Annotated in this window: 13 protein-coding genes; 5 read left to right on the top strand and 8 right to left on the bottom strand. The window is 53.6% G+C overall.

The window, feature by feature from the left end; translation table 11 throughout:
- Positions 1-46: 46 nt before the first annotated feature.
- The 8 genes from ACI7RC_RS06120 to ACI7RC_RS06085 all read right to left on the bottom strand — a co-directional run bounded on the left by ACI7RC_RS06120 (position 47) and on the right by ACI7RC_RS06085 (position 7,960).
- Complete coding sequence (locus ACI7RC_RS06120; RefSeq protein ID WP_408107350.1) at positions 47-685, bottom strand: aspartate/glutamate racemase family protein; 639 nt, start codon at positions 683-685, stop codon at positions 47-49.
- 2 nt (positions 686-687) lie between these two features.
- The gene (locus tag ACI7RC_RS06115; RefSeq protein WP_408107349.1) at positions 688-1,635 is read right to left on the bottom strand and encodes an aminopeptidase; all 948 of its coding nucleotides are present in this window, start codon (positions 1,633-1,635) and stop codon (positions 688-690) included.
- 18 nt (positions 1,636-1,653) lie between these two features.
- On the bottom strand, positions 1,654-2,325 hold the full coding sequence (locus tag ACI7RC_RS06110; protein WP_408107348.1) for an AroM family protein: 672 nt from the start codon (positions 2,323-2,325) through the stop codon (positions 1,654-1,656).
- 5 nt (positions 2,326-2,330) lie between these two features.
- Positions 2,331-3,278: a DUF1177 domain-containing protein gene (locus ACI7RC_RS06105; RefSeq protein WP_408107347.1), complete on the bottom strand. Its 948-nt coding sequence runs from the start codon at positions 3,276-3,278 to the stop codon at positions 2,331-2,333.
- 21 nt (positions 3,279-3,299) lie between these two features.
- Positions 3,300-4,358: an S-methyl thiohydantoin desulfurase family protein gene (locus ACI7RC_RS06100; protein ID WP_408107346.1), complete on the bottom strand. Its 1,059-nt coding sequence runs from the start codon at positions 4,356-4,358 to the stop codon at positions 3,300-3,302.
- A gap of 18 nt (positions 4,359-4,376) precedes the next feature.
- Complete coding sequence (locus tag ACI7RC_RS06095; RefSeq protein WP_408107345.1) at positions 4,377-5,957, bottom strand: OPT/YSL family transporter; 1,581 nt, start codon at positions 5,955-5,957, stop codon at positions 4,377-4,379.
- Positions 5,958-6,058: 101 nt separating this feature from the next.
- Positions 6,059-6,181, bottom strand: coding sequence for a hypothetical protein (locus ACI7RC_RS06090; protein ID WP_408107344.1), 123 nt, complete (start codon positions 6,179-6,181; stop codon positions 6,059-6,061).
- Between the two features lie 108 nt (positions 6,182-6,289).
- The gene (locus ACI7RC_RS06085; protein ID WP_408107343.1) at positions 6,290-7,960 is read right to left on the bottom strand and encodes a thiamine pyrophosphate-binding protein; all 1,671 of its coding nucleotides are present in this window, start codon (positions 7,958-7,960) and stop codon (positions 6,290-6,292) included.
- A gap of 113 nt (positions 7,961-8,073) precedes the next feature.
- Here ACI7RC_RS06085 and ACI7RC_RS06080 point away from each other — a divergent pair, with 113 nt between their 5' ends.
- From ACI7RC_RS06080 to ACI7RC_RS06060, 5 genes are all read left to right on the top strand, one after another.
- A complete protein-coding gene (locus ACI7RC_RS06080; RefSeq protein ID WP_408107342.1) occupies positions 8,074-8,742 on the top strand; it encodes a GntR family transcriptional regulator in 669 nt (222 codons plus the stop codon).
- Between the two features lie 126 nt (positions 8,743-8,868).
- On the top strand, positions 8,869-9,393 hold the full coding sequence (locus ACI7RC_RS06075; protein WP_408107341.1) for an aminotransferase class I/II-fold pyridoxal phosphate-dependent enzyme: 525 nt from the start codon (positions 8,869-8,871) through the stop codon (positions 9,391-9,393).
- Positions 9,320-9,664: an aminotransferase class I/II-fold pyridoxal phosphate-dependent enzyme gene (locus ACI7RC_RS06070; RefSeq protein WP_408107340.1), complete on the top strand. Its 345-nt coding sequence runs from the start codon at positions 9,320-9,322 to the stop codon at positions 9,662-9,664. Before ACI7RC_RS06075 ends, ACI7RC_RS06070 begins: the two co-directional genes overlap by 74 nt.
- A gap of 272 nt (positions 9,665-9,936) precedes the next feature.
- Positions 9,937-10,503, top strand: coding sequence for an RNA polymerase sigma factor (locus tag ACI7RC_RS06065; RefSeq protein WP_408107339.1), 567 nt, complete (start codon positions 9,937-9,939; stop codon positions 10,501-10,503).
- A complete protein-coding gene (locus ACI7RC_RS06060; protein ID WP_408107456.1) occupies positions 10,493-12,265 on the top strand; it encodes a DUF4179 domain-containing protein in 1,773 nt (590 codons plus the stop codon). The genes ACI7RC_RS06065 and ACI7RC_RS06060 overlap by 11 nt, the downstream gene beginning before the upstream one ends.

The following is a 12,265-nucleotide window of genomic DNA, read 5'->3' as shown; positions in this document are numbered from 1 at the left end:
AAAGCCGCTATCGTCTCACGTTGACAGCGGCTGACAAACATGCAAATCAAGATCTGTTCAAGGCGTAAAAGGCCAGCAAGCCCTCAGCCTCGACCGGGTCGATCACAGTCGTCCCCAGTTCCTTCCGAATCAGCTGCGCCATCCCGACGGTCGAGTAGCCGGTACAAGCGAAGGCAAGCGTCCGGGCTCCCTTCTCCACCAGGGATTGGGCGGCCAGCAGCGCCTGTAATTGGCCGGAAGGGTCAAGCAAGTCTGTCGTATTGGTCACCCCTTTAGGACAGGTGTGCCAGGCCAGCTGCTCGCCCAATCCCTCCTGCATCACCTTTGGCGGGGTGCTGGTAATGTCGAGCAGCCCGACAGGTTCGCCGAATCCGCGGGCGACGAATGCAGTTGCGCTTCCCGCCCCGATCACCGGAATGGATACGTGCCGGCGCAGCTCTTTTACCCCCGGATCATCGGCACAGCTCACCACCAAGACACGGCATCCGGAGGCGGCCAATTCTTTTCCCAAAGCGACAATCTTGGGAACGGCGATTCGTTCCGTTTCTTCATCGTATACGCCGTGGGGTTGATCCGGAATGCATGCACTCCGGGTCTCTACCCCGTATTTTTCTTCGATGATCACTCCGTGCTCACCCAGGATCTCTGGATTGGACGTCGTCAGGACCCGAATAATCCCTATCATGGCTATACGGTCAACCTTCCCTTTTGAAGTATGCTTATCCCGTCAATGTACACGTCAGGCTGGTGGACGACGAGGTCGATATGCACGCCGGCATCGATGGACCCGCCGAAGGTGCGGTTGCTCCCAAAAGCGACGTGGATGGTGCCGTACACCTTTTCGTCCTCGAGCACATTCCCTGTAACCCTGGCCTTGTCATTCGTACCTATGCCAAATTCGCCCAATGCCAGCCCATCTCCTTCTCCGAGCAGTTCCAACAATTGAGCCGCTTCCGCTCCCTGGGCACCGACGATGCGCCCCTTCTCCACCGTGACGATCAGCGGTTCGCTCACCTTCCCGATCCCGGCGATGGAACCGTCGACAACGATCTCGCCGAAAGCCGTTCCTTCCACGGGGGCAAGATAGGCCTCTCCCGAGGGCAAATTGCCCGATTCACCCGGATTCAGGTATACCCCTGTGCTGGCAATGCCCGCGCGATCGGCAATGGAAAAGCGCAGAGTGCGGCCGTCCTTTTCTATCCGCACTTCACGGCCGTTCGTGAGGTATTGGCTGACTTTTTCCGTGCGGGCTTTCACCTGTCCGTAGTCTGCAGTGATCGCCCCTTCCGTAAACATGTCAGCGGTGATTCCCGGCATCGTCGCGATTCGGGCGCCTTTAGCCGCCGCATTTTTTCTGGCGTTCGTGTGGGTCAGCGAGTATTCGGTAACGCAGATGACCACGTCCGCCTGCTCCATCGCTGCCGCAACCGCGCCGGGCGGCTCCTCTCCGTCCTTTTGCCGCTCTTTCATGACGACAAGCATCGCTTCCGCTCCCAGACCAAGGCCCGCCTGACAGATCGCCTCCGCTATGTCTTGTTTTTGCCGGTCGGATACGACCAGAAGCGTCTCGCCCGGCGCCAGGCCGATACTCGTCTTCAGGATGTTGCGGCTCGCTTCGATCAACAGCGGATTCATCTTCATTACCTCCATGAATTAAAACAGCTCTGAAACAATCTTGGCCACAAGGGCGTTCGACAAAATGACAGGCAGGTTTGCCTTCGCTTCTGCGATCGCCTTGTGTTCTTCTACATACCCCATGCAATCCAGCAGGATGGCGTCAACCCCTTCGCCGGCCAGCTTTTCCGCCGCCTGTTCAATTCCGCTCGGACCGGCAGCGTACGGCGACGCCGCGGAGTAGACTGCCGAAAGGCCGCCGCCCCATTGGCCGGACAAGGCTTCCTGCTGCTCCAGCAGCGGGACAATGACGCCTAGTTTTTTGTGCTTCAGCATCGCCGACAGGGTCGACTGGATGATCTGATCAGGCTCGATCAACAAGGCCTGTTTCGCCGTCAGTCCCTCAAATGTACCCGTACAAAGAACGAGAATATGTCTGCAGCCGGCCTCTTCCAGCTGATCAATTTTTGCCTGCAGAACGGGAGCTACCTTGTCACTTGACATGACAGCCGACTCGCCGGACAGCAGCCGGCTGGTCAGGATGCAGTCATCCTGGCCCGGGGAAAAGGCGTCATCAATCTCCGCCTTGCTGAGCCCGTCTAGTACTCCCACTTGGATGATCTGGGCCTTGTCTCCGATATACTTTTCCAATATCGGGCCGACGTCAGCCCGCGGGGCCTGCCCGATGGTTACGACTCCCAGCTTTCTCATCGCGGTCAGCCCCTTTTCCCTGGACTGCCCAGTGTTTGCAGCGCCGCCATCGAACCGTACAGGTCACAGAGGAGTTCGTATTCCTGCTGATCGTGGAAGACACACTTTCCGGCGGTAAATTCTTTGGCAACCTCGACTGCGAATCGGGCCACCTCGGCGATGTCTACCTCATGACTGGCCCCTGTGCCGCATCCCGGAACGGCCGATTGCGTGGTGATGGCTACCCCGACCACCGGCGCTGACGTAGCGACAGTCGGCTGCATGATGCTGTTAAAATGGAAGACGCCGTTTCCATATGGCGTAATGTCCTGCGTCGTCACGGGGAATGTCGCCGGCAGCTGACCTGTGGTCATCTCCATAATCCGCAAGAGGTCTTCGCTGACGCGGAGAATATAGCCCTCTTTTACGGTGGGAGAAATCGCAAAGCCTTTTACGTTGATGATCCGGTTCCCTTTCGATGTATCGAGGGAGAGGATCGCATCCATCTCCGGAAACACCTGGTAGCGGTTGATCGTCGGGTCATCGACAGGAGAATCCATGAAATCGACCGGCTCATGCGGCTGCGTCGGAGCATCCGGACAGATGTGCGTCGTCACCAGCACGTCTCCCGGTAAGCGGTCGCCGTTCACTATCATCTCAGCCAGCTTCAGCGCGCTGGCCACCGCCGCAACCGCTCCGTCTGCATCAGAGACGAGACCGATGCGGCTGGGACGAGCGCCAATGCCGCCCAATTGCCCGATGATCCCCAGCGTCGGCGCATCTCCTCCCTTGGTCTTGCCATTCGTACCCGGAATCAAAATCTTGACGAAGTCTGTCTTGCCCTTCTCTCCCGCAACGGTATCTACATCCACCTGTACATCAGCATACGGGGCAAACAATTCCTTGATTTTGTTGCCGGAAGCGTACATGCTGTCCATCGATTCGTAAACAGTGATCGTTTGCTTTAACGTCACAGCATTCATCTCCTCTCTATTTTAAAACAAATACTTGATCATCGGCTTGCCGATGGCCTCTTCTACCGGCAGAAACAACTTTTTGTTTCTCATCGGCGAACCCAAGAGCAAATTCTCGCGCGGAACGGCAATCACCGCCGCCTTCTGTCCGTTGGCGATCCGCGCCGACTCGAGCGGCAAGCCGCTTTCCGCATCGAAGGCCATGATCAGATCAGGGAACGTCGCCAGTCTTTCTCCCTTGGCCTCCAGGGTCATGTATTCATTCCAGAACGTCAGCTCGAGGGAGCCGATGTTCAGCCTGCCGACGTCAAATCCGCCCGTCGAGGTCAACTCGTACTGGGAGACCACGCCTGTCTCCACGATTCTACCCCGCAAGAGCGAAGTCACGGCTTCGACTGCCTTCATCCCGGTGTGGGCCAGCATCTGCTCCCCGATCTGGATCGCCTGCTGGATCGCCCCCGGACATCCGTTTTCCTTCACGTAGGCGACTTGCACCGGGTTTCTCGCTACGGCCACCATGCCGCCCGCCTCCACAGAGGTGCGCCGCACCAGTGCAGCCATCTTCTCCAGGGAGCCTTGGGCGCACAGCTCGATGTAGCTGCTCCCCTTTCCCCCTACGGCTGCCTGGATCGACACGTAGGATTCCAGCTCTGTCAGATTCATCGAACCCATGCTTCCCGTCGGATGAGCCCTGCCGTTGCAAGGCGCATCCACCACGGGCAAGCCGGTCGCAGCCGATTGAAACCAGCCGTTTACAGTCGTGCTGGCTCCGTTTTCATTGGTAATCAATCCGGCGATTTTGTGCTCGGAGCGCTCGAGCAGCAGCTCCAGGGCACGGGTGTAGTGAATCGGTTTGACGTACTGTTCCTCAGCCGCGGGAGCTCCGACGGCCGAGACAGTCACGATCCAGTCTTCATCATCCAGCTCATCTACTGTGACCAGCCGCGGCTCGCCGATTTCCAGCGCAAGCCTGCCCAGCTGCATGCCTTCCTCAATCGGTCCGCCACCGCCGCCGCCAAGCACGGCGCCGCCTAATACAGCGGCCTCCATTTTGCGTTCATCCAGTGAGATAACAGCCATTTTATCACCTTTGTTCTGTTATTTTTTCAGCGAGAAGACGGAGCTAAAGAAGCTGTACAGGGCGTCGCCAGCGATGAAACCTGCCGCCAAGATGCTCATCGACGATTCTGAGGATGTGCCTTTCCATTTCAACACGGCAGCGCGAATCAAGAGACCTGCCAGAACAGCCCATCCTGCTTCCGGATAGGTAAGCAGCATACCGGTTGCAAACAAGATTCCCAATTGGCGCTTGGAACCGCCCAGCAGCTGCAGCAAAGCGCCTGGAATCGCCCAGAGGAACAATTCCGTAGCGACGTTGCCGGATACCCCTGCTTCGATGGTCGCGACGTAGACTTTATCGACCGGCGGCACGAGATTTTGCGCAAAATAGCTTTTGTATGTCAACAGCACTACCACGACAGCTACCGCGAACGCGATCATCGCAGCGATCAATTGCTGTCTCCGTCCTTCTTGTTCAAAAGCCTGATCCTTCCCGTTGCCGCGGAGAATGTAGCCTGCTTTCAGATCGTAGCCCATGTCGGCAAAGGCCGGACCGGTTGCAGCGCTAAATCCGACTAGGAGTGCTAATGCAACCGGGGGAAAACCGATCAGCAAACCGATGATCAACGTGATCAGAGCGACGGCAAAAGCGGGGAACCAGCCGGAGTGCATCGCCGAAATCCCGACGATCAATTCGTGCAGGTAGGCGGCGAAAGCAGCAAAGACGATAAACCCGATGAACATTCCCATAGACATGTGCGTAATGAGTCCACTTACGACTGCCAGAATCACAGCGATAATAACGTACAGAATGAGGCCTTGCACCAGTGTCCGGGAGGTGTCTTTTTCACTTTTCGTCACGGCAGCCTGGTCTGAAGAACTGTTCCCATTTTTCTTGAAAATGACCAGCGATACCTGAATCAATGCGACCAGCCCTGCTCCAATCATCAAACCGTGCGGAATGTATGAGTCCTTCAGATCGACGCCAAACAGCGTGGTGGAGTACCCTTTGATCAACAGACCGATGCCAAACATCGCGAGCGCCCACATGTTACCGATAAACGCAACACCGAATGCCGACATCGGAATGCCCAGGATGGAACCGACGACTCCGCCTGCGATCCCGACTCCGAGCAGTCCTGCCCGCTTCCCTCCTTGGTCGCCGGCGAGGATCGATTCAGCGGTGGCTCGACCGTCCGGCCAGGTCCCCGACGCGGGAAAAATCTTCGAATCAAACAGCTTGTACAGCAGAAAACCGTCAACGAACATGGCCAGCGCTGCCCCGATCAGCATCGGCAGGATCAATTCCGGTTTTCCAAAGATGAACGGAATGCCGATCGGAATCAACAAACTGTTGGCCGCTCCGAATGTGGCGGACGAGATGGAAGTTTGAATAATATTTTGACGATGGATGGAACGAAACTTCCGAAACAAGGTTACCGGTATTCTGGCAATGATCATGGCCAGCAGGGCGCCAATAATCGCCGTATTGGCGGTAATGCCCAGGGTCAAAATCAATTGCATCCCGATGGCGGCCCCAAGGGCTGCGGTCACAATCGTCAGTACCAGTGTGCCTGGCTCGATTACTTTGGGATGCTTTTTCTGTTCCTCGTTTTTCATATAAACCCTCCCTTGTACCTATTATCGGACCGCAGGTCCGATTTATGATGAATACATATGCAATTATACAGACCTGGTTCGCTGCAATCAATCATAAATCTTCACCAGTTGGGACTTTTGCCAATACTCGCTCTGCTCTTTTTAAACAGGCCAAACACAGCAAAGCCGCTGGGAAATTGGCTTCCCAGCGGCTTTGCCCTCAACGACAGCATCTGTGTCTCCATAGACGGCTTCCAATTGGAGGATTTTACATATTGTCCTACTAGTTTGATATCAGTGACAATTTATATCTATACATTTCCGTGATTGGTTTCACAAAGCAGGCAGCAGCTTTACTGCAGGAACACCTTTACCGTCGGGTCAATATGGACATCCAACAGGATCGGTTTCCTTTCGTCAAAGGCTTTTTGGAAAGCCGGCGCAAGCTGATCCGGCGAAGTTACCTTGGCTGCTGCAATGCCAAGCCCTTCAGCTACCCTCACAAAATCGATCGGCGGAGTCAGGTCCATCCCCGGAAAGTGGCGCTGCTTGGCCGATTCGCCGTTGATGTTGAGAATGCCGCCCTTTAGGATCATATAGCTCTGGTTGTTCAAGATCACGAATACGACAGGCAGGCTGTATTTGGCGGCATTCCATAAAGCCTGAATGTAATACAGGGATGAGCCGTCCCCGATGATGTTGACGACTCTCCGGTCAGGAAGTCCAAGCTGAGCGCCGAGAGCCGCCGGCATGCCATACCCCAGCCCGCCTCCTTTTAAGGCAATCAGACTGTCTGGCTGCTGCAAATTGAGATAGTTGTGAACGTATTTTCCCGACGTGACCGATTCGTCGACGACAAACGCGTTTTTCGGCAGGTATTGATTCAACTCGTGAATGACTCTGGCCGGAGACAGCGGGATGCTGTCGTACGTCTCCTCCAGTTCCTTTCTTTTTGCCGCCTCTTTTTCCTGCCGCTTTGCTATGGCCCTGGCCTTGCGGGCGGCAAATTGCCTACGCTCCTCCTCGGTCGCCTGCTGGCCGATCAGTTCGCACATCTCCGCAAGGGCTGTCTTCGGATTGGCGATAATCGGGATATCGACAAACATATTTTTGCCGAGCTCCCACTCTCCGCTGTCGATCGCGATGACTTTCGCTTCCCTCTGCACCAAAGGCTGGTCAAAGTAGAGCAGCGGCGCCTGGCTGATCACGCCGGCAAACAGGATGACATCGGCTTCTGCCAGCGCCTGCCGGATAAACGGCCCGTTAGGCAAAAAACGCCCCTGAAACTGCGGATGAGTATAAGGGAAATTCAAGCGGGACACCTGATGTTCCGCATAAACCATCGCCCCGGTCAACTCAGCCAATTCGACCAAGGCAGGGACAGCCCCGGTGCTGCCGATGCGGTCGCCCGCCACGATAATCGGATTGGCCGCTGACCGGAGGGCTTCCGCCGCCGCCTGGATCGCCTTCAGGTCGCCGCGGACGTCTGCCGCAATCATCGTCAACGGGATCGGATCGGCCGCCGTTTCCTGCCACATCACATCGGATGGAAAGGACAAAAACACCGGGCCCATCGGTTCGGTGAGCGCGACTTTAAAGGCCCGCTGCAGCACGACGGGGAGTTCTGCCGCATTCTTCACCTCCCAGCTCCATTTCGTATAGCTCTTCACCATCTCCACCATCTCGCCCCACAGCGCAGGCTCCTGTACGCCAAACCGGGTGTCCTGCTGTCCGGCCGTCACGATCAGCGGCACCCCGGCCCGGTACGCATTGTAAAGATTGCCGAAGCCGTGCCCGAGACCGGCCGCCACATGCAGGTTGACTACACCGGGCTTGCCGGTGGCCATTGCATAGCCTGCAGCCATGCCGACACAGATGTCTTCGTGTAAAGAAAGCACATAGTGAATGTCGGGATAGTGGACAAGGCCGTCGACCAGCGGCAGTTCCGTCGTTCCCGGATTGCCAAACAAGTACTCTACCCCGTATTTCCGGAACGTTTCCAGCACAAAGTCTCTCGCTAACATAGGCACACCCCGTTCGATTTAAAAATTTTGAAAATTTATTTATTTGATTATACCACAAATAATCATATAAGAAATGTATTGAAATCATATATGATTTGATATACAATCTGCTCATGACAGAGAAAAAACAAAGCACCAGCAAACAGGCGCTTGCCTACCAGGTGATCTACTCCCGGATTGTCGAGGGTGAATATCCTCCCGGGCAAAGACTTGTAGTAGACCAAATAGCCAGGGAGCTTTCCATGAGTCCCATCCCTGTCCGCGAAGCGATTCGTCAGCTGGAGTCAGACGGATTGGTCACGACCAAACACAACAGCGGCGCGATCGTTGCTCTGATCAACGAACAGGAATACTTCGAGACGATGGAACTGCTCAGTCTGTTGGAAGGGTACGCCATTGCCTTAAGCTCGCTGACCTTTCCAGCCGACAAGATTGACAATCTGCGAAACATCAATCAACAGATGAAAGGAGCTTTGGAGGATTTTGATTTTGTCCGTTTTGGAGAATTAAATAAGGAATTTCACTTCTACACCTACGAATTTTGCCCCAATAAATTATTGACGGATCACATCCGGCACTTGTGGTCCAGATTGGATACCATCAGACGAGCTGGTTCGATGTTCATTCCGAGCAGAGCAAAAGAATCGATCCAAGAACACGAAGTGATCATTTCTTTACTGGAAGAAAAGCGGCCGTTCTCCGAAATCGAGCAATATGCCCGCATGCACAAGCTAAATACGCTGCAGGCGAGAAAAAAGCTGAAGGAATCACGGACAAAATGATAGAGAGAAGGTTTCATCTCTCTTTTTTTACCCATATCTTACTGAAAATTTCAGATGTACATAATTTTTCATATATAACGGAACATATTTTCGATTAGCGGCTGACTACTTGAGTGAGGTGATATCATGTTCAGATCAAACCGAGTTGCGCAGATTCCTCCCTACATGTTTGCGGAAATCAAAAAGAAAAAAGAAGAGATGGTTCAGTCCGGGATTGACGTGATCGATCTGGGAATGGGCGACCCCGAATTCCAGGGCTGCCGAGAGTTCAGAGAAGCCGTAGCCGACTACTACCAGCGGCATTTTCAGGTAGAGCTCGACCCGGAAACAGAGGTCCTGGCGCTCATCGGATCAAAAGAAGGGATTGCCCATCTGGCCAATGGCCGCTATTACGACATGCCCCTGCGGGAGGGGAACGGCTACCTCCCTGATTTCGCTTCCATTCCGCAGGACGTGCGCGAGCAAGCCAAACTCATGTTTCTGAATTACCCGAACAATCCAACAACGGCTGTTGCAGATCTCGATTTTTTTGAACGGGCCGTTCAATTTGCCCGTCAGCATCAAACCGCGGTCGCAAATGATTCCGCTTACAATATGGTGGCTTTCCACGGTTACCGCCTTCGCACTGCAAAGCGATCAAAGCTGCATTGAAGAATACAACGGCGTATACGCTGAACGTTTGCAAATGATGGTCGAGGCCCTCACGGCGATCGGCATCAACGTCGATTTTTCCAAAGCCAGCTACTTCTTCGTCTGGGCACCCGTTCCCGCGGGCTATACATCCAGCGATTTCGTCAAAACCGTCCTGGAAAAAACACATGTGATCGTGACGCCGGGCAGCGCATTCGGGCCGTCGGGCGAAGGGTATTTCCGCATGTCCGCATCGGTGTCAAACGAACGCATCCGGGAGAACCTTAGGTAAACCGCCGTACCCCGTCTTTTTCCAAACCGTGCAAAATCTCTTGCCCCTTTTCCTATAACATAATGTTGATCTTTGTATGAATTATATTTTTTGTCAGAGCAGAACCGAAATACAAATATTCTATGAAAATGAATAAGAAAAACTTATTTAATAGGCCGGCCGATTATTTTCACAAGTCCTGTAAGGTTTATCGGTTCCTTCCGTCTTACTTAACGTGAAAGTGAAAAGGGGCAAAAAACTGCGCAGTGCCTTTGCAGAGGGGAGGAGAAAAAATGGATGACGACAAGGATCTGGTACGAAGGGTGCTCACCGGTGACACCCAGGCATACAGCCAGATCATTGCCAGATATAAACAAAAAATTTTCGCTCTGATGTATCGCATGTCCGGTCATCCGCAAGATGCCCAAGATATGGCCCAAGAGGTTTTTATCAAAGCCTTCTATCGTCTGCAGCAGTATTCCGGCGAAAAGAAATTCGCGGCCTGGCTGTACCGGATTGCCACTAATCACTGTATCGACGAGCTGCGCAAGAAAAAACAAGGCGCAACCGTACCTTTGGACAGTATCAATGTGCGTACGGAGACCACGCCAGAATCGATTTACCTGAAAAAAGAGCAAAGAGATCGGCTGGAGGAGCATATCGAAAAGCTGCCGGAAGATTATCGCATTATTTTTCTCTTGCGCCATACGCAGCATTTGTCTTATCAGGAGATAGCAGAAATTCTGGATATCTCCACCAATACGGTGCAGGTTCGCTTGTTCCGGGCGCGGCAGAAGCTGCGTGAACGCATGGCAGCAGAGGCAAAAGGAGGGAGCGCATGTGAAGTGTATGACTTCTGAAGAGATGATGAGATTCCTGGATCAAGAGATGGCCGATGAAGAAAGGGAACAGATGGAGCAGCACCTCACCCAGTGCAGTCACTGCCAACGTTCGCTGAAGCAGTATGCTGCCGACCTCCAGACGTTTGACCAGGTCGTCATGCGGGTACATGTGCCGGAATCCTTTACGGACGAAGTGATGGCTGCCCTGCTCTCTAAACTTCCCGAACAAGGCCCACACCCGGAACAGCGAACCAGCCTGCCGATGAGAGCTCATCAAAAAACCAAGGGGAAAGAATGGATGAAAAAAATAACCTTTACCGCAGCGGGTTTTGTTCTGGCCGTATCGCTGGGTGCGTTTGTCTCTCCGACTTTTGCCGCATACGTCAAACATGTGCCTGAATACGTGAAACAAATCTTTTTTGGCACGAGCGACAAGGTCGATGAGGGAGTCCGGCAAGCTGCCGCAAACGGCTACGCAAGTACGGTCGATCAGAGTGTCACAGATCAGGGTATCACCTTGAACATAACTGAGGTGTTTGCCGACCCCTCGCGTGTGTATGTCAAGTATACGTTAAATAAAAATGGCGATGACTTTGAGGCGAAGGATATCAAGGGGGCGAAGGGTTTTGACGACGTCTGCACGATTCAGGACACATCCGGACAGCTAATTAGCGGTCTGCGCGGCTGGAGCCCAGTCGACGGGGTTTTTGAATTTAATTTAAAGGGCAACGAACCAAAACAGCTCAACATTCACGTTGACATCAGAGAGATTGATTCGACAAAGGGCAAGTGGGAAGTAACGATTCCGGTTGACCTGGAAAAAGGACAGCTGGCGGTGAAAACAACGGAGATCAACCAGCAGTTCACGTCACCAGAGGGAATCAACCTGTCCCTGCAGCATGTTCAATTCCTGCCCAGCGTCACTCGGCTGCAGATGGAAACCAGTCTGACCGCGGACCGCATCAAGCAACTGGAAGAGGCAATGGCGAAGCGAGGAAAGCCGCTGCCTGTTGCAAAGCTCTTGGGCTATTCGATCGCCAGTTACGGCTTGCATTATCATATTTTGGACGGTCAGGGACAGGTGGTCGCCGCTTATGATGACGAGTTCGATCGAGAATTCAACGATGAGAAGAACAGACTTCCCGAACAGGATATGCAAGAAGAAGAGGGCAAGCTGGGAGGCAAGATCAGTCAGGCCCACGCCTTCACGCCCCTAAAAGAACAGAATCTGAGGTTCCAATTGCTCGGAATCTATTCGCAAGAGCCGGTATTTTTCTCCCGCTCCTTTGATCCCGACACACTGTCTCGCCAACCGATTACGGAGAATATCAATGGAAGCTCCTTTACCATCAAAAGCTTCCGCCTAAAAACAGACACGAATCAAGAGCAGATCGGAAATGCGGTTGTTTCCGACAAGGTTGAGAATATCAATGGAAGGTCCTTTAGCAGCATATACGTCAGCATGACAGACACGAATCAAGAACAAACCGGAGACGCGATTCTTTCCGACAAGGTTGCGATCCTGGAAGTGGAGGGGAAATTCGCCAAAGACAGGGTTGATATTCCCAGGTTTGAGGTCGCGGATGCCAGTGGAAACAAGTTGAGTTACGATGCCACCACCAAGCGTGTAAAAAATCCGGATGGCACGATCAGCTTCCACTCCTGGATCTTTATTCGCGATCTGGAAAAACAGCCGAAAGAGCTGACGCTTTCCTTTGACAGCATTACGAAGGTAAATCGCGATGTCAAATGGGAAGTGCCGATTCAACTGAAACAATAG

Source organism: Brevibacillus sp. B_LB10_24, from assembly GCF_046036945.1.
GTDB lineage: Bacteria > Bacillota > Bacilli > Brevibacillales > Brevibacillaceae > Brevibacillus_C.
Note: the sequence above shows the minus strand (reverse complement) of the source record. Positions and strands in the feature narration are given on the sequence as shown.